Annotated in this window: 18 protein-coding genes; 14 read left to right on the top strand and 4 right to left on the bottom strand. The window is 70.4% G+C overall.

Annotated features, from left to right (window positions below; genetic code table 11):
• Positions 1-18: 18 nt before the first annotated feature.
• From bla to QFZ75_RS30875, 3 genes are all read right to left on the bottom strand, one after another.
• The gene (gene bla / locus QFZ75_RS30865; RefSeq protein WP_307542127.1) at positions 19-972 is read right to left on the bottom strand and encodes a class A beta-lactamase; all 954 of its coding nucleotides are present in this window, start codon (positions 970-972) and stop codon (positions 19-21) included.
• Between the two features lie 60 nt (positions 973-1032).
• Positions 1033-2430, bottom strand: a complete 1398-nt coding sequence (locus QFZ75_RS30870; protein WP_307542128.1) for a gluconate:H+ symporter — start codon at positions 2428-2430, stop codon at positions 1033-1035.
• A 67-nt stretch (positions 2431-2497) separates the two neighbouring features.
• Complete coding sequence (locus QFZ75_RS30875) at positions 2498-3007, bottom strand: gluconokinase (RefSeq protein ID WP_307542129.1); 510 nt, start codon at positions 3005-3007, stop codon at positions 2498-2500.
• Positions 3008-3162: 155 nt separating this feature from the next.
• Between QFZ75_RS30875 and QFZ75_RS30880 the strand changes: the two genes are divergently transcribed.
• On the top strand, positions 3163-3870 hold the full coding sequence (locus QFZ75_RS30880) for a FadR/GntR family transcriptional regulator (protein ID WP_307542131.1): 708 nt from the start codon (positions 3163-3165) through the stop codon (positions 3868-3870).
• A 133-nt stretch (positions 3871-4003) separates the two neighbouring features.
• On the opposite strand, the gene QFZ75_RS30885 is transcribed toward QFZ75_RS30880, so the two are convergent.
• On the bottom strand, positions 4004-4426 hold the full coding sequence (locus tag QFZ75_RS30885) for a YchJ family protein (protein WP_307542133.1): 423 nt from the start codon (positions 4424-4426) through the stop codon (positions 4004-4006).
• 374 nt (positions 4427-4800) lie between these two features.
• Here QFZ75_RS30885 and QFZ75_RS30890 point away from each other — a divergent pair, with 374 nt between their 5' ends.
• The 13 genes from QFZ75_RS30890 to QFZ75_RS30950 all read left to right on the top strand — a co-directional run bounded on the left by QFZ75_RS30890 (position 4801) and on the right by QFZ75_RS30950 (position 22355).
• The gene (locus QFZ75_RS30890) at positions 4801-6666 is read left to right on the top strand and encodes a phage tail sheath C-terminal domain-containing protein (protein WP_307542135.1); all 1866 of its coding nucleotides are present in this window, start codon (positions 4801-4803) and stop codon (positions 6664-6666) included.
• Positions 6667-6711: 45 nt separating this feature from the next.
• Positions 6712-7236, top strand: coding sequence for a phage tail protein (locus QFZ75_RS30895; protein ID WP_307542136.1), 525 nt, complete (start codon positions 6712-6714; stop codon positions 7234-7236).
• Between the two features lie 76 nt (positions 7237-7312).
• Complete coding sequence (locus QFZ75_RS30900; RefSeq protein ID WP_307542138.1) at positions 7313-8041, top strand: hypothetical protein; 729 nt, start codon at positions 7313-7315, stop codon at positions 8039-8041.
• Positions 8034-8801 carry a hypothetical protein gene (locus QFZ75_RS30905; RefSeq protein ID WP_307542140.1) on the top strand — a complete coding sequence of 256 codons (768 nt, stop codon included), beginning with the start codon at positions 8034-8036 and terminating at the stop codon, positions 8799-8801. The genes QFZ75_RS30900 and QFZ75_RS30905 overlap by 8 nt, the downstream gene beginning before the upstream one ends.
• Positions 8802-8894: 93 nt before the next feature.
• Positions 8895-9869 carry a DUF4255 domain-containing protein gene (locus QFZ75_RS30910; protein ID WP_307542141.1) on the top strand — a complete coding sequence of 325 codons (975 nt, stop codon included), beginning with the start codon at positions 8895-8897 and terminating at the stop codon, positions 9867-9869.
• A gap of 33 nt (positions 9870-9902) precedes the next feature.
• Complete coding sequence (locus tag QFZ75_RS30915) at positions 9903-11897, top strand: ATP-binding protein (protein WP_307542143.1); 1995 nt, start codon at positions 9903-9905, stop codon at positions 11895-11897.
• Positions 11888-12214, top strand: a complete 327-nt coding sequence (locus tag QFZ75_RS30920; RefSeq protein WP_307542145.1) for a hypothetical protein — start codon at positions 11888-11890, stop codon at positions 12212-12214. The genes QFZ75_RS30915 and QFZ75_RS30920 overlap by 10 nt, the downstream gene beginning before the upstream one ends.
• On the top strand, positions 12211-18804 hold the full coding sequence (locus QFZ75_RS30925; protein WP_307542148.1) for a DUF4157 domain-containing protein: 6594 nt from the start codon (positions 12211-12213) through the stop codon (positions 18802-18804). The genes QFZ75_RS30920 and QFZ75_RS30925 overlap by 4 nt, the downstream gene beginning before the upstream one ends.
• 30 nt (positions 18805-18834) lie before the next feature.
• Positions 18835-19542, top strand: coding sequence for a hypothetical protein (locus QFZ75_RS30930; RefSeq protein ID WP_307542150.1), 708 nt, complete (start codon positions 18835-18837; stop codon positions 19540-19542).
• Complete coding sequence (locus tag QFZ75_RS30935) at positions 19539-20246, top strand: hypothetical protein (protein ID WP_307542152.1); 708 nt, start codon at positions 19539-19541, stop codon at positions 20244-20246. Before QFZ75_RS30930 ends, QFZ75_RS30935 begins: the two co-directional genes overlap by 4 nt.
• A 10-nt stretch (positions 20247-20256) precedes the next feature.
• Positions 20257-20637, top strand: coding sequence for a LysM peptidoglycan-binding domain-containing protein (locus QFZ75_RS30940; RefSeq protein WP_307542154.1), 381 nt, complete (start codon positions 20257-20259; stop codon positions 20635-20637).
• A complete protein-coding gene (locus QFZ75_RS30945) occupies positions 20630-21769 on the top strand; it encodes a hypothetical protein (RefSeq protein WP_307542156.1) in 1140 nt (379 codons plus the stop codon). Before QFZ75_RS30940 ends, QFZ75_RS30945 begins: the two co-directional genes overlap by 8 nt.
• Before the next feature lie 49 nt (positions 21770-21818).
• Positions 21819-22355 carry a phage baseplate assembly protein V gene (locus QFZ75_RS30950; protein WP_307542158.1) on the top strand — a complete coding sequence of 179 codons (537 nt, stop codon included), beginning with the start codon at positions 21819-21821 and terminating at the stop codon, positions 22353-22355.
• Positions 22356-22393 lie beyond the last annotated feature (38 nt).

Consider the following 22393-nt stretch of genomic DNA (forward strand, 5'->3'; position numbering starts at 1 on the left):
GCCGGCCCGGAACCGGGCTCAGCCCAGCGCCGCCGCCAGCAGCCTGGCGGACCCGGCGACGAGTTCGTCGTCCTTCGGGGCGTCGGGGTCGGACTTGGTGGACAGGACGGCCAGGACGACGGGCGCCCCGTCCGGCGTCCACGCGACGCCCACGTCGTTGCTGGTGCCGTACCTGCCCGTACCGGTCTTGTCGCCGAGGACCCAGTCCGCGGGCAGCCCCAGGCGGAAGCGGTGGGTGCTCGTGGTGTTGGCCAGCAGCCACTCGGTCAGCTGCCGCCGGTCCCGGCGCACGAGTGCGTCACCGAGGACGAGCTTCGCGTACGTCCGTCCGACGGCGGCCGGGCTGGTGAGGTCCGTCGTACGCCACGGCTCGGCCGAGTTCAGCTGGGGCTCCCACCGGTCGAGGCGGGTCGTGGTGTCCCCGACCGAACGGCAGAAACGCGTGACGGCGGCCGGCCCGCCCAGCTCACGGAGCAGCAGGTTCGCCGCGGCGTTGTCGCTGTGCGCGATGGCGGCGTGGCACAGCGCCGCGACGGTCATGCCGTGCGCGAGGTTCTCCTCCAGCCCCGTGACGGGGGAGCCGTCCGCGTCCTCGAGATCCTGGGCGGTGTACCGGATCCGCAGGTCCAGGAACTCGCCGCGCCGGTCGAGGTCCCGCAGGACGGCCGCGCCGACGAGGGTCTTGAAGACCGAACACATCGGAAACGTCTCCTGCGCGCGGTAGCGCACGGTCTCGCCGGTGGCGGTGTTGCGGGCGTAGACGCCCAGGCGGGCGTCGTGGGCGCGCTCCAGCTCCGCGAGGGCCGTGACCACGGGGGTGGTCCTCGTGGCCGTGTCCGCCTTCACCGCCGCGTGGGCCGGCGGGGTCACGGCGGTCGCCAGGGCGGCTCCCGCGCCCAGGGCCAGTACGGTTCGGCGGTTGCGGTGGGGTCGTGAGCTCTGCACGTTCGCTCTCTCTTCCGCTTCGAACATGATCGGTTGCGTGGAGAGAGACTTCCGGAGGGCTCGCGCGGTTCCTGCGGACCCGGCCGGCTAGATCACGAGCGACAGCAGCAGGACCAGGCCTCCGGCGACCACCGAGATGATGGTCTCCATGATCGACCAGGTCTTGACGGTCTGCCCGACACTCAGGCCGAAGTACTCCTTGACCAGCCAGAACCCGGCGTCGTTCACATGGCTGAAGAACAGTGAGCCGGCGCCGATCGCGAGGACGAGCAGCGCGGTGTGCGTGGTCGACATGTCGGCCGCGAGCGGGGCCACGAGACCGGCCGCCGAGATGGTGGCGACGGTCGCGGAGCCGGTCGCGAGCCGGATCGCGACCGCGATCAGCCAGGCGAGCAGCAGCGCGGGGATCGACCAGTCCTTGGAGATGTCCAGGATCATCTGGCCCACGCCGGAGTCGATCAGCGTCTGCTTGAAGCCGCCGCCGGCGCCGACGATGAGCAGGATGCCGGCGATCGGGGCGAGTGACTTCTCGACGGTCGAGGAGAGCCGGCTCTTGGTGAACCCGGCCGCCCGGCCGAGGGTGAACATGGCGACGAGCACGGCCGCGAGCAGGGCGATCAGCGGCGAGCCGATCACGTCGAAGACGCGCTGCACCGTGGCCTCGGGGTCGTCGACGACGATGTCGACCAGTGCCTTGGCCAGCATCAGCACGACCGGCAGCAGCACGGTGGCGATGGTGACGCCGAAGCCGGGACGCCTCTCCAGGTCCTCGGAGGCGCGCTGGGGGATCATCTTCTCCGGGGCCGGGACGTCCACCCAGCGGGCCGCGTACTTCGAGAACAGCGGACCCGCGATGATCACGGTCGGAACGGCGACGAGGATACCGAGGGCGAGGGTGACACCGAGGTTCGCGTGGACCGCGTCGATCGCGACCAGCGGGCCGGGGTGCGGCGGGATCAGCCCGTGCATCACGGACAGGCCCGCGAGCGCCGGGATGCCGATGCGCATCAGCGAGTAGTTGCCCCGCTTGGCCACCATCAGGACGACCGGGATCAACAGCACGATGCCGACCTCGAAGAAGAGCGGCAGCCCGATCACCGAGGCGATCAGCACCATCGCCCAGGGCATCGAGCGGCCGCCCGCCCTGGCGAGGATCGTGTCGACGATCTGGTCGGCGCCGCCGGAGTCCGCGAGCAGCTTGCCGAGGATCGCGCCGAGCGCGATCAGCACACCCACACCGGCGACGGTCGAGCCGAGGCCGGCCGAGAAACTGGTGATCGCCTTGTCGAGCGGGGCCCCGGCGAAGGCTCCGAGCGCCAGCGACCCGATGGTCAGCGCGAGGAAGGCGTGCAGCCTGAACTTGGTGATGAGCAGGACGATGACGGCGATGCCCGCCAGAACGGCGATGCCCAGCTGAGCGTGGCCCGCCGAGGTGATCGGCTCGACGGGGTCCGCTGCCAGCATCTCGACGCTGAGTCCGGTCACGGTGCTTTTCCTTGCATGGGAGGGGAGAGGGGAGGGACGCCCCGCAGGGGGCGGGCGGGGCGGGGGCTCAGCGGGCGAGGCCGTCCAGCGCGGTCACGGCCCGTTCGGTGATCTCGTCGGGGCTGCCGGCGACGTCCACGGCGACACCCGTCTCGTCCGCCTGGAGCGGCTGGAGGGTGGCGAACTGGGAGTCGAGGAGCGCCGTGGGCATGAAGTGGTTCTTCCGGTGGGTCATCCGGTCCTCGATGAGCGCGCGGTCACCGGTGAGGTGAACGAAGACGACATCGGGGGCGGCCGACCTGATCCGGTCCCGGTAGGCGCGCTTCAGCGCGGAGCAGCTGACCACGCCGCCGAGTCCGGCCCGTCCGTGTGCCCAGGCGCCGATGGCGTCCAGCCAGGGCCGGCGGTCCTCGTCGGAGAGCGGCGTACCGGCCGACATCTTGGCGATGTTGGCCTCGGGGTGGAAGTCGTCGGCCTCGGCGTAGGGAACGCCGAGCCGGTCCGCAAGCAGGGGCCCGATGGTGGTCTTGCCCGTGCCTGCCACGCCCATCACCACGACGACGTGGGGGGTAGTCATAGCTGCCTCGCTGTCTTCTTCGACATCGGATGCCGGATGGATGTCGGGTGCCGCATCCGTCACGACACTGAAACCCATAGGTCAGATGAATTCAAGGGTCTGTGACGTATAAGTCTGACTTTTTGTTCGCGCTCTTCTCCTCGTACCCTGAATGCATGAGCACACCGGGCCGGGGGCTGCACGGCCATGTACTGGAAAGCCTCGGCCCCTCGATCACGGCGGGCGAGTACCCCCCGGGCAGCGTCCTGCGCACCGACGAGCTCGCGCAGCGTTTCGAGGTGTCACGGTCCGTCATGCGGGAGGCCGTACGGGTCCTCGAATCGATGCACCTCGTGGAGTCCCGGCGCCGGGTCGGCGTGACGGTGCGTCCCACGCACGAGTGGAACGTCTACGATCCGCAGGTCATCCGGTGGCGGCTGGCCGGCGCCGACCGGCCCCGGCAGCTGCGCTCGCTGACCGTGCTGCGGTGCGCGGTGGAGCCCGTCGCGGCGGGCCTGGCCGCCAAGCACGCCACCGCCGAGCAGTGTGCCGAGCTCACCGAGTGCGCGCTCGGCATGGTGGCCAACGCGCGCGGGCACCGGCTGGAGGGGTACCTCGTCCACGACATCGCCTTCCACCGGATCGTGCTGAACGCCTCCGGCAACGACATGTTCGCGCGGCTCGGGGACGTGGTGGCCGAGGTGCTGGCCGGGCGCACGCATCATCAGGTGATGTTCGAGGACCCCGACCCCGCGGCGGTCACGCTGCACGTGCAGGTCGCCGAGGCGGTGCGGGCGGGGGACGCGGTGCGGGCGGAGGAGTTGACCCGGGAGGTCGTGCTGGGAGCGCTTCAGGAGCTGGACATTCTCAGCCCGGAGGCCTGACATGTCCCGACTCGCCGTCGGCTGCGGGTGTGTCCGGGGCCGGTCGCGCCGTTCCCCGCGCCCCTGAGGGCCGGGAGCCCAAGGATCGTGCCGTTCCCCGAGCCCCCGAGCCCCCGAGCCCCCGAGGAGGGAGCTACGCGGCGACGTCTCCGTCCACGTACACCCATACGCCGTCCGCCCGTTCGAAGCGGCTGTGTTCGTGGAGCGAGCCGCCCGCGTAGGTCGCGCGGAAGGTCACCGTGCCGGTGGTGTGGAAGGGCGTGCCCTCCGTCGTGGCGAGGACCTCCAGGCCCGTCCAGCGTGTCGCCCGGTCCAGGTCCAGGCGGGTCGGCCTGGTGCGGGGGTGCCAGGTGCGCAGCAGGTATGCCTCGTCATGCCTGACGAACGCGCAGTAGCGCGAGCGCATCAGCGCCTCGGCGGTCGGCGCCGCGCCCTCACCTCGATGGAATCGGCCACAGCACTGCTCGTACGTCTCCGCAAGACCGCAAGGGCACGAGGGGTTGCGCGCGGGAACGGAACGGCGCTGGTTGCGAGAGTGCGGGGTGCGACGGGACATGCGCTCCATTGTGCTGCAACACGGCATGTGGCGGATCTGTGAAGCAGGCGCCACGACACGAGTGCATCGCGTGCGAGCTGTGCGCGGTGCTCTTCATCGAATCTCCTTCAGGGGTGGCGTGAACACGCCTTGCATACGCAACTGCCCACCCGCCACCGTGGGTCGTGCACCTGAGCATCAGGAGTCACAAGCGCGCTGCTTGACCCCGGACGGCCGTCCGGCCGGGGCACTGACGGGGGAAGCTGATGCGGTGTCGTGGACCGGCGTGCTGTGCGCACCTACCGGGGACCTCTGCGCGCGCCGGATGTGACCGACCCCCTCTGCCGCCTCTTGGTGCATGTCACCCGGTGCCCGAGATCGGATGAGGAGGGGGAATGCCGATGAACGCGGTGAACACTGCCAGGCCGACCTATCCCGGCGTCTACGTCGAAGAGCTTCCCAGCAGCGCACGGACCATCTCGACCGTCACCACCTCGGTGACCGCCTTCGTGGGGCACACCCGGCGCGGCCCGCTGAACGAGCCGGTGCGCGTCACGAGCTTCACCGAGTTCGAGCGCCGCTTCGGGGGGCTCAGCTCGCGCGGTGCCGTCGGCTACGCGGTGCACCAGTTCTTCGGCAACGGCGGCACGGTCGCCGTGATCGTCCGCGTCGCCAGGGCGAACAGCGGGAAGACCGCCCACGTCACTTTGGAGTCCACCGAGGGCCACAGCGGGAGCGCGGTCCTCCACGTGCACGCCAAGGAACCCGGCGGCTGGGGCAACGGACTGCGCGCCGCCGTCGACCACGACACGCCCCGCCCGGACGAGACCTTCAACCTGCGCGTGTACGACGCCGGGGGCCGGGCCCGCGAGAGCTTCACCGGGCTGTCCATGGACGCCTCGCACGGCCGATACGCGCCGACCGTGATCAACGCGGGGTCGCGGCTCGTCCGCGTCGAGGCCGTGGGCGAGGGCCGGCCCGACCCGTCCGGCACCGTCTCCAAGCCGTTCGGGCACGAACTGCCCGATCTCGCCGTCGACCTGACCGTCAAGATCGGTGACGTCGAGCGCGAGTTCACGCTGTACGACCCCGACTGCGACGGCCGGTCGCCGTCCTCGGTGGCCGAGTTGGCCCTGTTGCTCGAACGCAAGCTGCGGGCGCTGCCCGACGCGCCGGGGCGGCACGCCTTCGCGGGCGCCGAGGTCACCGCCTTCGGCAGGCGCCTCCAGGTCGTCGCGGGCTCCACCGACCCCGACGACGTCGTCCGGTTCGTCGGCGAGTGCGCCAACGACCTGGGCCTCGAAGCGTCCGTCAACCCGCCCGTCTTCCCGCTGGAGGACGGCGAGGACGGCGAGGCCCCCGGCCCGCGCGACCTCATCGGCAGCGAGGCCGACAAGACCGGCATCCAGGCGCTGCGCGGTGTCGCGGACGTCAACCTGCTCGTCCTGCCGGAACTCGCGGCGTACGAGTCCACCGCCGACGCGGTCACGGTCGTCTCCGCGGCCCAGCGGCTCTGCGAGGAGCGGCGGATCTTCCTCCTCGTCGACGCGCCCGGCACCTGGGGCAGCGTGGACACCGCCCGCGCCGGACTCGCCGCCTTCGACGCCGTCCGCGGCAACCACGCCGGCCTGTACTTCCCGCACCTGCAGCTCACCGACCCGCTCACCGGACGGCTGCGTTCCTTCCCGCCGTCGGGCGCGGTCGCGGGGGTCTACGCCCGCACGGACTCCGAGCGCGGTGTGTGGAAGGCGCCGGCCGGCACCGAGGCACGGCTCGCGGGAGTCCACTCGCTCGCCGTCGACCTCACCGACCGCGAGAGCGGACTGCTCAACCCGCTCGGCGTCAACTGCCTGCGCACCCTGCCGCTGGTGGGCCCGCTCGTCTGGGGCGCGCGCACCCTGGAAGGCTCCGACGCACTCGACAGCGAGTGGAAGTACGTGTCCGTGCGACGGCTCGCCCTGCATGTCGAGGAGAGCCTGCAACGCGGCCTGCAGTGGGTCGTGTTCGAGCCCAACGACGAGAACCTGTGGCAGCAGATCCGCCTCGGCGCCTCCTCGTACCTGCACACCCTCTTCCGGCAGGGCGCCTTCAAGGGCGGCACACCGCGCGAGGCGTACTTCGTCAAGTGCGACCGCGACACCACGACGGACGAGGACATCGCGAACGGCGTCGTCAACGTCCTGGTCGGTATCGCACCCGTCAGGCCGGCCGAGTTCGTGATCGTCAGGATCCAGCAGACGTCGGCGCAGTTCGAGCTGTAGACCCTTCGAGCTTCAGGCCCGACGAGGAGAACGTGAAGGAAACCGATGGCTGAGTTCACTGTCAACGCCCAGCGTTTCGACCCCTACAAGAACTTCAAGTTCCTCGTGCTGTGGGACGGTCGTACGGTCGCGGGCATCAGCAAGATCAGTCCGCTGAAGCGGACCACCGAGGTCGTCAAGCACCGGCACGGCGGCGACCCCAGCTCCCCGCGCAAGTCGCCGGGACGCTCCGAGTTCGAGGGCATCACGCTGGAACGCGGGGTCACCCACGACACGGAGTTCGACCGCTGGGCCAACAAGGTCTGGCAGGTCGGCGCGGGCCTCGGCTCCGAGGTGTCCCTCGCCGACTTCCGCAAGGACATCGTGATCCAGGTCCTCAACGAGGCCGGCCAGGTGGCCGTCTCGCACAAGCTCTACCGGACCTGGCCCAGCGAGTACCAGGTGCTCGGCGAACTGGACGCCAACGCCAACGCGGTGGCCATCCAGTCTCTGAAGCTCGAATGCGAGGGCTGGGAGCGGGACTACGAGGTGCCCGAGCCGGAGGAGCCCTCGTTCCTGAACCCCGCCTGACCGGCGGGGGATCGCACGACAGCTGGGACAGCCAAGGCCGCGGGGGCAGCGGAGCCGGTACGGGACGGGGGCGGGCATGACGATCACTCGGGCGGCGGAACTCCTCACCACCTGGGAGACCGGGCTTGCCCAGGCTCCGTCCGGCCGCGCCCTGCTGCTGCACCGCGCGGCCCGCCCGGACACCGGCGGCGAGACGCTGTCCGCGCTGCCGGTGGGCGAGCGCGAGGCCGACCTCTTCGCGCTGCGCCGGACCTTGTTCGGCGACCGGATGCAGGTCCGCCTCGGCTGTGCCGCCTGCGGCGAGGACATGGAATTCGACCTGGACGCGGCGGAGTTGGCCCGGTCGACAGGCAGTCCCGCTCCGTCCTCGGTGCGGGTCGCGCAGGACGGCTGGGAGATCGAACTCCGGGTGCCGAGTGCCGCCGACCTGACGGCGGCGGCCCGGCACCCGGAACCCCGCCTGGCCCTGCTGGAACGCTGCGTCGTCTCGGCCGTACGCGAGGGGGCGGACGTCCCCGCCGACGCGCTGCCCGAGACGGTGCGGCGCCGGCTCGCCGAGGCGGCCCAGGAGGCCGACCCGGGCGCCGACCTCACGCTCAACGTCAACTGCCCCGAGTGCGGAGCGGCCACCCGCGCCGAACTCGACATCGCCTCCTACCTGTGGACCGAACTGGACGCCTGGGCGCGCGACCTGCTCCTGGACGTCCATCTGCTCGCCACCGCCTACGGCTGGAGCGAGCCGGAGATCCTGGCGCTCAGCCCGCTGCGGCGCCGCTACTACCTGGAGCTGTGTGCCGATGTCTGACCCCCTGGGCGGACGCCCCGAGCAGGAGCGGGCGTCAAGGTCGCCCGACTTCTTCGACCGGCTGCTCGCCCGGCACACCCCGGCCGCCGTGCCGCCCGCGGACGTGGTGCGGCTGCGACCGCGACTGGCCGGCCCCTTCGAACGGGTCGAGGCGGTACGGGCCGCCGCGCCCGAGCCGGACGCGGCGGGAGCACTGTGGCCGACCGCACCCCAACAGAGCCCGTGGGGCCCGGACTTGGTGAGCCCGACCGTGCGCGAGGTCCAGCTCCGTACAGAGCGCGAGCGGACCGTCGTACAGACCGGGCGGCCGGTGTCCGAGGAGCCGACGCCCTGGCTCGTGCCGCCGGACCTGCCCGAGGTGCCGTTGCTGCGGCCCGCCGCGGCGGCCGTACCAGCATCGCGGCCGGTTCCCGGCTCCGCGCGGCGTCCCGCCGGACGAGCCGAGCCGGAGCGGGTCGCCTCCCCGAGCGCGGTGTCCGTGCCCCTCCCCTCAGGCACGGGCGCCGCATCCCCTGCCGCCGGGTCCACCGCGCCGCGACCCAGTACCGCGGACACGGCGGCGGCCCGCGACGCCGTACGGCAGGCCACGGGTCGACGGTCCGGGCGTGGCGGCGAACAGGTGGTTCAGGTGCAGATCGGGCGCCTCGAAGTGACGGCGGCGGGTGCGGCCCCGGCCGGCGGCAGCCGTCGGTCCGCCGCTCCCGGGCGACCGGCGGCGACCGTGAGTCTGGCGGACTACTTGGCGAGGGGGCGCGAGTGAAGCATGCGGGGACACGACGAGCGGACGCCCGACGGATGGACCGGCCGGCGGACCAGCGGACCGGCGGACCAGTGGGACTGAGGAACTGACGTCATGAGCAACGCACTCGCCATCGCCCACGTCACCCAGGCCCTCGCCCTGCTGATCGAGGCCAACCTGCAGCCCGGGATCGACATGGCCGTCAAGGTCGAGCCGCGCAAGCCGTCGGCCGACCCGCCCGCCGATCCCACGATCACCGTCTTCCTCTACCAGGTCACCCCCAACACCTCGCAGCGCGGCACCGACCTGCCGACGCGCGCTTCCGACGGCACGCTGCTGAAGCGGGCCGCGACGGCGCTTGACCTGCACTTCCTCATCAGCGCGTACGGCGACGAGACGGAACTGGTGGGCCAGCGGCTGATCGGCTCCGTCGTGCGCACGCTGCACGAGATCCCCGTCCTGCCGCTGGACATCATCGAACTGGCGGGGGAGAAGCCGTACTTGGCGGACAGCGACCTCGCCGACGCGGCGCAGCGGGTGCGGTTCACGCCCACGGTGATGGACATCGACGAGACCTCGAAGCTCTGGGGGATGCTCCACCAGACCCCGTACACCCTCTCGGTGGTCTACCAGGCGGCGCTCGTCCTGATCGAGGGCCGCGAGATACCGGTGGTGGCGAAGCCGGTGGAGCGGTCGACGGTACGGGTACTGCCGTTCGGCGCGCCGGGAGCGCCAGGAGCGCCAGGTGCGCCCGGGGGGCCCGATGGGCCGGTTTCACCCGGGGCAGGTGACGCGCCCGGCGCCCCGGACGGCGGCGCACCCGTCAAAACCACCGCCGCGAAGGAACCGGCCGGGACCGCGACTGGGACAGCGACCGGAACGACCTCCGGGAAGGCGCCGGTGAAGGCTGCGGCCAAGGCGGCGGCCCGTACCCGCAAGGGGGCGCAGCCCAGCAAGGCGACCCAGGTGTCCCAGGCGGGCAAGTCCGCGCGCCGCGCGGCCAAGGGCGCGACGCCCGCGACCCCGACGTCCATGCCCCCGACGGACTCCATGACCGCCGACGGCGGTCCCGACCGCACGGAGCGGTGAGGCGGGATGCGGACAACGGGGGCAGGTGAGGGCATGGGCGGAGACGGGCCGGGCGAGGAGAGCACAGCGGGCGGCGGCCCGACGCTGACCTCGGAGATCAGGCGCGTCCTCGCCCGAGTCGACGCGCACGCGTCCCGCGCGTCCCGTGCGAACGCGCCGGCGGCGGCATCGGCAGACCCATCGGCCGGTCCGGTGAGTGCGGCGGATGCGGCGGGTCCGGGGGCGGGCCCCCTCGACGCGCTGGTCGGCTGCTTCGGGCTGACCCCGTTCGAGCGGGACCTCGTACTCCTCACCGCCGCCTGCGAGTTGGACACCACGACCGCCGCCCGCTGTGCCGCGGCGAGCGGAGACCCGGAGCGCGCGTACCCCACGTTCTCGCTCGCCCTGGCCGCACTCGCCGAACCGCACTGGAGCGCGCTGACCCCGGTCGCGCCCCTGCGCCGCTGGCGGATCGTAGAGCCGGCCGACGAATCACGGCAGTCCCTGACCCTGTCCCGGCTGCGGCTCGACGAACGTGTCCTGCACTTCCTTCTCGGCTCGCCCTATCTGGACGCGCGCCTGCACGGCCAGTTGCGTCGCACGCCGGTCCCCGAGGAGCTTCCGCCGTCGTACGAGCTGGCCGCGAGCCGGGTCGCCGCGGGCTGGACGACGGGCGCGCGGCCCGACGCACCGCTGCTCGTCGAGGTGGTCGGCGGCGACCTGCGCAGCCGGGCCGACATCGCCGCCGCCGCGGCCGGCCGCTCCGGGCTCACCCTGTACGCGATGAACGCCGAGGACATCCCGACCGCCCCCGGCGACCGCGACCTGCTGGCCCGGCTGTGGCAGCGCGAGGCGATCCTGCTGCCCGCCGCCCTGCTCGTGGAGGCGGGCGAACTCGACCGCGACCAGCACGCGGCGACCGATGCGTTCCTCGCCGGGGCCGCCGTACCCGTCGTCGTGTCGAGTCACGATCCGCGGCGGACGGACCGGCCGCACGGCGAGCGGGTAACCGTGCCGCATCTGGACGACGAGGAGCAACTCGGCGTGTGGGTGGACGCGTTCGAGGGCGTCGCCGACATAGGCGAGAGCGAACTGCGGTCGCTGGTGGCGCAGTTCCAGCTGCCGCCCCATGTCGTACGAGCCGCTGCCGCCGCCGTACGCCGTGATCGCCCCGTCGCGGACGAACAGGACGCCGGCCGACTCGCATGGCGTGCAGGGATGAACGAGGCCAGGGTCGGCATGGACGAACTGGGCCGCCGTATCGAGCCGGACGCGGGCTGGGGCGACCTGGTGCTGCACGAGCGGCAGACGAGCGTACTGCGGGAGATCGTCGCGCACGTACGGCAGCGGGCAACGGTCCACCAGGAGTGGGGCTTTGCCGCGACCCTGCGCCGGGGCCTCGGGGTCACCGCGCTCTTCGCGGGCGGCTCGGGCACGGGCAAGACGCTCGCCGCCGAGGTCATGGCCAAGGAACTCGGCCTCGACCTCTTCGTCGTCGACCTGTCCCAGGTGGTCAGCAAGTACATCGGCGAGACCGAGAAGAACCTGCGCAAGGTATTCGACGCCGCCGAAGCCGGAGGCGCACTCCTCCTCTTCGACGAGGCCGACGCCCTCTTCGGCAAGCGCAGCGAGGTCAAGGACAGCCACGACCGGTACGCCAACCTCGAAGTCAGCTACCTGCTCATGCGCATGGAGGCGTACCGGGGCCTCGCGATCCTCACCACCAACATGAAGAAGGCCCTGGACACGGCGTTCCTGCGACGGATCCGCTTCGTCGTCGACTTCCCGTTCCCGGCGGAGCACGAGCGTGCCGAGATCTGGCGCCGGGTGCTGCCGCCGCAGACCCCGGTGAAGGGCATCGAACCGGAGCTGCTGGCCCAACTGACCGTCGCGGGAGGCTCGATCCGCAACATCGCCCTCTCCGGCGCCTTCCTGGCCGCCGAGGAGGGCGACCGCCTGCAGATGCGGCACATGCTGGCGGCGGCCCGCACCGAGTACCTCAAGCTGGAACGCTCGCTCACACCCGGGGAGGTCCGCGGATGGGTGTGAACAAGGGCATGGGCGGGGGCGTGAACGGGGACGCGGGCAGGCGGCCGGACGCGATCCGCGTGAACGTCGGCGAACTCGTCCTCGACGGCTTCCGAGTGGACCCCGACCGGGTGTCCGCAGCCTTCGAGCACGAACTGACCCGCCTGGTACGGGAACACGGCGTGCCGCTGGCCGCCGAGCGGGGCGCCGTGACGCTGGACGCGCTGTCCGGACTGCCGCCGCTGCCCGCCGGGCTGTCGGCGCGACGGCTCGGCCAGGAGCTGGCGCGGGCCGTGCACGCGGGTCTCTCCGGCGAGGGGGAGGTGCAGGCCCCATGAGCGGCAACTCTGCGACTCAGGACGCCCGTTCGGAGCAGGCCGCCGAACAGCGGCGCCGCAAGCGCAAGGAGCGCGCCGCCCAGGCCCGTGCACCCGAGCCGAAGGACATCGTCAGCGGCGCCGGACAGCCGCTCGACGTCGGCGTACGGCGGGAGTTGGAGGACCAGCTCGGGCACGACCTCGGCCGCGTACGGCTGCACACCGGGCGGGACGCCGGACAGCTGACCGAGCTGCTCGGCGCGGACGCCGTCGCCGTCGGCCAGGACGTCTTCTTCCGCGAGGGCGCCTACCGCCCCGGTACGGCCGACGGCCAACGCCTGCTCGCGCACGAGCTGTTGCACACCGTGCAGAACCCGGACGGCCTCGGCGCCCTGCGGGCCGGCCGCGATCTCGGCGCGGTCAGCCTCCCGCAGCAGGCGATCGAACGGGAGGCGGAATCGGCCGCCCAGGACCTCGTACGTCCGGCCGCCGCGCAGTCCGCGAGGGAGCCCGCGTCGGAGGTGGCACCTGGGCAGGCCACGCCGGGCTGGCTGCGCTACGCCACGGTGGACGCCGACCGCAACCGGCTGGAGCAGATAGACCCGGCGACCCTCGTGGACCGGCTGACGAACTCGCTCGTGCGTTCGCTGCGCGGCGACCCGGAGGACCGCTCCAAGCGCACACGCCACCAACTTGCGCGTCTGTCGGCGGAGTTGTTGGACGGTGTGCTCGACCGGCTGGAGGGCCGGCTGCTCGGCTCGGAGCACGACCGGGTGCTCGACCTGGTCGAGGAGATCGAGGCCGACGGGGACCTTCCGGAGGAGCCCGACTCGTACGAGACCCCGGCGGTCGAGGCCGACGCGGCCGGGGAACTGCGGTTCCGGCGGGAGAGCGAGCGGCGTTCGGCCGAGGAGGAACAGACCGAGGAGGAGGGACCCGGGGAGGCGCCGGGGCCGGAGAAGGAGCCCTCGGGCACGGAGGGGGCGACGGGGTCCACACCGGAGAACGGCGGTGCCGAGCCGGGCGGCGGCAGGGATACGGGCCGACAGCAGCCCTCACCCGAGGCGGCACGGTCCCGGGGCGCGCAGCAGCCCGGTGAGAGGACGACCGCGGGCTCCGCCGAGCAGGGCGGGGTGGAGAAGGGCGGGGCGGAGAAGAAGGAAGCGAAAGAGGACAGGGCCCCAGCCGGAGACCAGAGCGGCAAGAGCGGCGGTGCGCAGAAGGAGAACAGGGAGGACAAGGGGGGTGCGGACGAGCGGGGCACACCGGCGGCGAGCGAGGAGGAGTCCGCCGCGAAGAACCGTCCGGGCGCCGTCGACGCGCTCGTGGCGGGCCAGCACCCCAAGGCGGCGGACAAGGCCGGGCAGCCCGAACCGACGGGTTCGCCCACGGTGGCCGGCAAGGACACCCAGCTGCCCGCCCGGCTCAGCCGGCTCGACGGCGTACGCAACCAGGACCTCGAAGGGCCCGAGGAGACGGCCGACGAGGAGCCCTTCGGCTCCGGCAGCGAGTCCGAGGTCGAGGTCGGCGGCGAGGAGAAGAGCGCCTGGGACATCAAGCTCCAGCCCGAGGACTTCATCCCGGAGCACGATCCCGATGTGTCCGGCATACCGACCGCGGACGCGTCCGACCCGTCCTCGGGCGCCGTCGCGGCTGTCCCGTCGTTCCCCGCGCCCCCGGTGACCAGGGCCGACAAGGTGCAGGCGGAACGGGATGCCGAGGACGCGGAGGACGCGGCGGCGGAGTCCGAAGCCGAGTCCGAGTCCGAGGACGTCACCGAGCTTGCCGACACGAACGCGGCGGAAGCGGGGGCCGGCCTGGAGTCCGGTCCTGGCGACAGCCGGTTCGGCGGTCTCGCGGTGGAGCGGGCCGCCGCGCCGCCGTCCGTGTCGGGCGTGCCGGCGAGGGACCCGAAGAGCGGTGCCGATCCCAAGGCCGGACCGGTGGCCGCGCAGACGGCGGTGCAGCAGGCACCGGGCAGGTCTGAGGGCGGCGCCGAGAGCGGTGGAGAAGTACGGGAGGCGGCCGCCAAGGAGGAGAAGGGCACTCCTGCCGGGGGCGAGAAGTCGGGCGGCGCACAGGAGAAGGCTTCTCTGCAGGCGAGTCCGGCTTCGGCCGCAGGGGCCGGCGCGGGCTCGGCTGCCGTTACGGGGCCGCAGGCGTCGTCGACTTCGGCGGCTGCGGGGTCTTCGGGGTCCTCGGCGGGGTCGAGCATGTCGGTGTCGGAGTCAGGGGCCGCGTCTCCCGCACGAGACAGCCATGTCTCCGGCAACACGTCCGGGAGCGGGGGTGGGACCGGGACGACGGAATCCCCGGCGGCACAGACACCCGCGCCCGCCACTCCGCAATCCATGAACGCCCCCCAGGCCACCCCTCAGGCCACCTCTCAGGCCACCTCTCAGTCCGCGCCCGAGTCCGCACCCGAGCCTGTTCAGACCGTCGCCGCCCCCGCTTCCCGGAGCACGTCGGCCAGGTCGGCGCCCGCCGCCAAGGGATCGCGCGGAGGTGGAGGCGGCGGAGGCGGTGGCAGCGCCGCTGTGCCGGCCGCCCGGGGCAAAGGCGGCAAGAAGGACTCGGCCCCGGCCCCGAACCTCTCGCAGGTGTCCCCGGAGGCAGGCCTGTCCACGGCCTCGAACCTGAAGCCCCACAGGGCACTTGAGGCCATGGGCGGGGTGGGCGGCTCGGTCGACCGGACCGTCGGTGACGAGCACAAGGCGCTCGCGGCCGCCCCGCCCTCGATGCAGCGACCCGCAGGAGCTCCCCAGACCCTCCAGGGCAAGCCGAAGGCCGACGCACCGGCCCAGTACTCCCAGGACCCGGCGCAGAAGTCCGAGGCGCCCGAGGAGGAGAAGGCCGAGGTCAAGGGCGCCAAGGAGCCCGAAGGTCAGATCGAGGCCGAGAAGGCGGAGGAGCCGGGCGGCTGGGACACCTTCAAGATGGCCCTGGGTTTCGGTATCGGCTGGATCGCGGACAAGCTCGGTTTCGAGGTGGACGCGCAGGAGTTGGCCGCGAAGTTCGCCGGGCTGCCGACCAAGGACGAGGCGCTCAAGCAGGCCCAGGCGGGCAACGCGCCGGGCGTGGAACTGCAGGGCGCGGCGGAGGGCGCGGCCGACGAGCAGGGCGCCGCCGTCGACACCAAGGGCCAGGAGACCGTCACGACGGGCCGTGACGACGCGGCCCGCCCGATGGGCGAGAACCAGGTCTACCCGGACGCTCCCAAGGAGCAGCTGAAGGCGAAGGTGCCCGGCGCGGAGGGCGGCAAGGGCGGGGCGCCGGAGGGCGGCGCGTCCACCGGGGCGGTACCTCCCGAGGCGGCCTCCGAGGTGGCGGAGCACGACCGGGGACCGCAGTTCAAGGCGGCGTTCAGCGACGGACAGAAGGGCATGTCCGACGGGCGGCAGACCAAGGACCGGGACTTCCGCGACTCGCAGGCGAAGCACAAGCAGAAGGTGGACGCCGAGGTCGCGGCGAACACCGAGAGCCAGGCGGGCGAGCGCGAGAAGGCACTGGGGGATGTGACCGCTCAGCGTGCCGACTGGCGCAAGGAGCAGGACGAGGAACTCAAGAACCTCGGTACGAAGAAGACCGAGCGGCACGACAAAGTTCGCAAGGACGTCCAGGACAAGGAGAAGAAGACAGACGACGACGTCGCCAAGGAGAAGGACGACGGCGACAAGAAGATCCAGGACGCGAACACCAAGGCGGAACAGGACGCCGAGAAGAAGCGCGACGACAGTGTCAACGAGTCCGGCAACTGGATCAGCAAGGCCTTTGACTGGCTCAAAGAGAAAATCATCGAGATCAAGAACGCGATCGTCCGCGTCATCAGAGCGGCACGTGACGCGGTCGTCGGTTTCATCAGGAACTTCAAGGCCACGGTCGAACGCTGGATCAACGAGGCGCGCAAGTTCATAGTCGACGCGATCAAGAACCTGATCGACGATCTGATCGAGTTCGCGAAGGCTTTGGTCCGCGGGATCATCGAACTGGCCGCTCGCATCCGGAAGTTCATCAGCGATCTCATCTCGGCGGCGATCGCCCTGGTGAACCGGCTGGCGAAGATGCTGAAGCAGATCGTCACGGATCTGCTGAACGCCATCGGGAAACTGCTGGGCAGCATCCTCAGCATTCTGCGGAAGATGCTTCTCGATGTGGTCAAGGCCGTGGTCGCGGCGGTGAAGACGGTCCTGGAGTACGCGTCCAAACTGCTCAGCGCACTCGGCGAGTTCATGATGATCGCCGTCGACTTCCTCTCCGACCCGGGCGGCTGGCTGAGCGGTGCGAAGAACTCCGCCGTTGACGGGGCGAAGAACCACCTCTTCCGCGAGGTCCAGGCGGCGGTGAAGCAGTGGTTCCAGTCGAAGATCGAGGAGATCATCGGCATTCCAAGGGCGATGATCGACAAACTGATCAAGGGTGGCTTCACCCTGGAGCGGATCGTCAAGGAGACGTGGGACGCGATCGTCCCGCAACTCCCTTTCATCATCGGCGAGATCGTCATCACGAAGGTCATCGCCAAGCTCATCCCCGGAGCGGGCTGGGCGATGGCGGTCATCGACGCCATCCGCACGGCGATCGGCGCCCTCAGCGAGATCCTGCGCGCGATCGGCGCGGTCATCACCTGGCTGCGCGCGGTCCGCCAGGGCGGCGCGGGCGTCCTCTTCGCGAAGGCGGTCGCGGCGGGCATCGTCGCACTACTGGAACTCGCCTACGAGGCGCTGCTGAGCGGCATCGGCAAGTACGTGGCGAAGGTGGGCCGCCGCCTGAAGGGAGTGGCGGCGAATCTGGGCAGGGAGAAGCCGCGCGGGGGCGACGGCAAGACCCCGGCGGGCCAGGACGCGGACGACCGGGGCGACACCGGAAGGCCCCGGCCGACCACGGCGGCCTCCCCGCCCACGGCGAGGCCGAGGCCCGGCGCCGCACCCGTCCCGAAGAAGCCCTCGGGCACGGCCGCCACTCCGAGCAGGCCGACGACGTCCGCACCGAAGAAACCGACGCCCACGGGCCCGGCGAAGCCACCGGCACCGGGCCCGGCCAGGGACGCCACGAGGCCCGGCCCCGCCGCGCCGACGAAGCCCGTGGGCAAGGACAAGAACGGCCGCCCGAAAAACCCGGAGGACGAGAAGCCGGACACCCGCCCGACCCCGTCCCCGAAGCCCAAGCCCCAACCGGCCCCACGCCCGAGGCCGAAACCGGAACCGGACACGGGCCCCCGCTCGAGGACGGACACCCCGGGCAGGCCCAAGGACGACCATGGCCCCACCACACCCAAGCCGGACACCAGAACCCCGGACAGGCCCAAGGACCAGGACTCGGACGCCACGAGGCCAACGGACAAGGATGGTACGCAGGACGGCACGGTTTCCGGGAAGCCCAGGACGGACAAGCCCGGACCCGACAGGCCCAAGTCCGACAAGGACGGCAGTAAGCCCGACAGGTCCGAGGGCGGTGACGCCAGGAAGCCCAAGCACGGCAAGGACGACGTCGGCAGGCCGAGAGGTGGCAAGGAAGGCCCGAGCCGGCCTCGGGGCACCGACAAGCAGGACAAGCGGCGAAGGAGAAACGAGGAGGAGGAATCACCCGCAGCCAAAAAGGCACGTCTGGAGTTGATAGCGGCACGGATACGGGAAATTCTCCGGGAGCGGCTGGACCGGGGAATCACATTCAGCTCCCATAAGGCCCTGCTCGGTAGCCTGCGAAGGCACTACAAGCTGAGCTCCCTCTACAAGGAGGGAGGGGAGAAATTCACTGTCGTGGCCCGCCTCAATCCCTCTGTTCCCGTGATACCTGGATTCAGTACCTACGAAACGGAGATAGATCACAGCAAGCCTGATCCGCCGCTGCCCACCCCGCGCGCTCCGTCGAAGAAGAACAACGTACTGGCCACCGACTTCACTGCCGAGGCCATCAATGAGTCGTGGGCGAACAAGCGCGGCGAGAAGGCGGACAAAGCTCGAAAAGATGAACCCATCGGATTCCGTTATATCAACAAGTATGATCTGAACGCGGACTCCAGCAATTTCTGGGTCCGTCAGCACCTGCTCACGCAGCTCCTCGGAGGCACCGCAGACGGACGGAATCTGGTTCCTGCCAGGAACAGGGTGAATCAAGAATTCAAGAACGAGGTTGAAATCCCGGCCGAGCAGTGGATCCGTGCCGGGAAGAACAAGATTGCCTGGTACGACGTCAAGGTGAACTATCACTCGGGGGAACCCAGGGGGTTCCCGTCGTTTCTCAGAACGGAATGGGGCGCATATTATCCCGACTATGCAAACAATAAATGGGAGAGGGAGAAGTGGCCGCGCGACTACAACGAGAAGTCTGGAGGTGGCCTTGAACTACCGCCGGGTCCCGGAAGTGTGGTTTATGTGAACTATGACTCGGCCCTCCGTATGCAGAACATGCTGAACATCCCGAAGGGGATTGCCGAGGATATCGAGGATGTGGCTGATGTTCACAGCCGTAACATCCCAAGCATGTCCATCCTGCTGGAAGACCTGAAGACACTGCGGAAGATCAAGAGGCGTCGAAGGAAGGGGTGGGACGGGAACATTCGAAAGCTCATCAGGGCTGCCGCGGAGGGGCATCTTACTTTCGACAAGAAGCAATGACTGCAGCACGAACCAGCAAAGGGCCTGCAAATGCGCGAGTACTCCCCGATCGAGTCGGCACTTTATGCCTCATTCGACAACCTACTGGAATCCAGCCTCGTGGAAATAGACTTCGAAAGCGTAGGAGATTTCACGGACCCGTCGGCTGGGAAGCCCGCAGAATTTGACGAGCGGCCTGAGTGGGAGGACGTCATCCTCGCAGGACTCCTTGAGGCGACGCCATGGATCACCGAGCTGGCGTGCAGTTGGAGGTCTGCCAAGCGCAAGAAGACACCGCAAATTCGCGGCGAGTTCCGCGTGCGCAACATCTATGATGCCCTCTTGAAACCTGCACCCGACCTGGCCTGGGAGAAGGCACCCGACGACGAGAAGCGATTGGTGGCGGAATTCCGCACCATTGATGAAACGCCGCGCTCCGGTGCGGGACTGCTGACTGCCATTCGAGTGCAAAAGCATGTCGATCCGCTGCAAATCTGGTACTACGACAAGGACCTGAGTCGCTATCCAGGAAATGCAACGGATTATGTTCCCCTGGACATCGATTACGTCGAATACATGAAGAACCTTGCGGTCACGAAGGGGATCTTCGGATGGCAGTACCTCTTTTCTGATGTCTCCTTGAGTGGCCTGGACAGGCAGGTTGTCGCGAACCTCGAAGCCATGCTCGACATTTTCCCCACGGTCTTCCCCGAGCACGACTACACGCCCCTCCGTGACCGCCTGGAGGCCCGCCGATGACCCGTTACGCCGACATCCCCAGACCCATCCGTTCAGGAATAGTCGTCATCGACCCCGACCGCGGCACGCCCCAGCGCGTCATCGTGCTCCAGTTCAACCCCGACACCCTGGAACGCTCCCTCTCGCCCCAGTCCGCCGGCGGCAGCGGCGACTCCGGCGGCGGGGGAAGCGGGTCCGGGGACCGTAACGAGGCCCTGCGGCTGAAGGGTCCCGCCCAGGAGACCTGGAAGTTCACCGCCGAGATCGACGCCACCGACCAGTTCGAGGTCGCCGCACCCGACGGCATCCACCCCCAGCTCGCCACCCTCGAGATGCTGGTGCAGCCCACGACCCAGCAGCTGCGTGACGCCACCAAGCTCTCCCAGAAGGGGGCCATCGAGATCAGCCCGATCGAGATGCCGCTGACGCTGTTCACCTGGGGGAGTAAGCGCGTCATGCCCGTCCGGCTGACCGAGCTGTCCATCAACGAGTCCGCCTTCGACGTCAACCTCAATCCGATCCGGGCCTCCCTCTCCATCGGGCTGAAGGTCCTCACCGTCAGCGACCTGCCCGCCGGGCACCTGGGCGCCGACTTCTACATGGCCCACCTCGCCCAGAAGGAACGCCTCGCGGCAGCCGCCCGCCGCGGCAGCCTCGGCGGACTCGGCCTCACGGGCTTCGGTACGGGTGCCGGCACGGACATCACTCTGAGCGGAAGGGGCTGAGACAGCGGCCATGGCAGACACCGAGCCCTACGAGAACGCCCTGGACGCCATCCCGGGCGCCCACCCCTACCCCCGCTCCAGCCGCTACCACGACGCCGAGATCGGCGTACATCGACAGGCGGACGGGACCGAAGTCCGATACGTCAAGCGCCGGTTGCTGCCACCGCTCGACCAGCTCGACGACGAGAACCGGTACCACACCGTCAGCAGCGGCGACCGTCCCGACCTCCTCGCCCAGCACTACTTCGGCGACCCCGCCCAGTGGTGGCAGATCGCCGACGCCAACCCCGTACTCGACCCGCGGGAGCTGACCGACGAGGCGGGCACCGTCATCGAGGTGCCGCTCGCCGGCGGCTTCGCGCGTTCCGACCGGGGGAACCGGCGTGTTTGACGTCCCCGTGGGCCAGGGCCCCGTCCACATCACCCTCCGCATGGGACCGAAGCTCACCCGTCCCGTCCCCGCGGAGGTCACCGAGGCGCTGCTCTCCGCGCAGATCACCGCCACCGCCGGCGAACGCAGCGGCTTCCAGCTCGCCTTCGACCTCACCAAGAACGGGCTCATCAACCGCACCCTGCTCCCGGAGGGCTTCTTCGACCCGAAGACCCGCGTCATCGTCTCGGTGAGCGTCAAGGGCACGGCGGACGTGCTCCTCGACGGCCTCATCGTGCGGCAGGAGGTCGGCGCCAGCAATCAGCCAGGGCACTCCACCCTCACCGTCACCGGCGAGGACCTCTCCCTGCTCATGGACCTGGAGGAGCGCACCGACCGCTACCCCAACCTCCCGCCCTCCGACCGGGTCCTGGCCATCCTGCGCCGCTACTCCGACTACGGCATCCGGCCCGATGTCTACAAGGAGAAGGTGAGCCAGCCCCCGCACCAGGACCTCCGTGTCCACTACCAGACGGGCACCGACCTCCAGTACGTGACCGAGCTGGCCCGCGCCAACGGCTACACCTTCTATCTGGAGCCCGGCCCCACCCCGGGCCGGTCGTCCGCCCGCTGGGGACCCGAGATCCGCCTCGGCATCCGCCAGCACGCCCTCAACGTCAACATGGACAACAACTCCACCGTCGACCAACTGACGTTCTCGTACGACGGGACGGCGCGGGAAGAGCCGCAGGCCCGCTGGCAGGACCCGGGGACCCGCCAGTCCACGCTCCTGCCGCAGCCGCCGATCAGCCCCCTGCGCCCGCCGCTCGGCAAACGCCCCACACCCGCCCTCAAACGCAGAACGCTCCCCGGCACCGCCAAGCAGCAGCGCGAACAGGCCGAGGCCGAACTGCTCGCCCGGGCCGCCGTGTCCGCCGACGTCATCTCGGGCTCCGGCTCGCTCGACGTCAACCGGCACGGCTACATCCTCCAGCCCCGCCAGCTGGTCGGCGTCCGCGGCGCGGGAAGGGCGTACGACGGCGACTACTACGTCAAGTCCGTCACGCACAACCTGCGCCCGGGCTCGTACCAGCAGAACTTCACCGTCTCGCGAGAGGGGCTTGAGGCGCGCAGCGCCTACGTCAGGCCCTGACGCGCGGTGACGCGACCGGCAACACCCGACAGAGCAGGAGCAGTTCAGCATGGCGGCAACCGGTAATCGCTACCTCGGCAAGTTCCGCGGCCGGGTGGTGGACAACGACGATCCGTTGCGGATCGGGCGCGTCAGGGCCGAGGTCCCTGACGTCCTGGGCGACGAGCCGTCGACCTGGGCGCTGCCCTGCCTGCCCTTCACCGGCCCCGAGTCGGGGCAGTTCGTGGTGCCGGCGCCCGGCGCGGGCGTCTGGATGGAGTTCGAGCAGGGGGATCCCAGCTTCCCCATCTGGACGGGGTGCTGGTACGGAGCCGCCGAGGAGCTGCCGCCCGACGCGCGCCGCGAGCTGGCGGCGTCCTCGCCGAACAAGCCGGTCGTCGTGCAGACGCCGCTGGCGCACAAGCTCGTGATGAGCGACACCACCGGCGCCGAGCAGGGGATTCTGCTCCAGGCCCAGGGCGGCGCGTACATCCGTATCACCCAGGACGCCGTGGTCATCGCGACCGGCGCGGGCGCCGAGGTCGTCCTGCGCGGCAAGGAAGTGACCATCAACGAGGGCCAGTTGACCGTGCTCTCGAAGCGATAGCGATAGCGACAGCCACGGCCACAGTTCCGGCGACAGCG

This window comes from Streptomyces sp. V3I8, assembly GCF_030817535.1.
Lineage (GTDB): Bacteria > Actinomycetota > Actinomycetes > Streptomycetales > Streptomycetaceae > Streptomyces.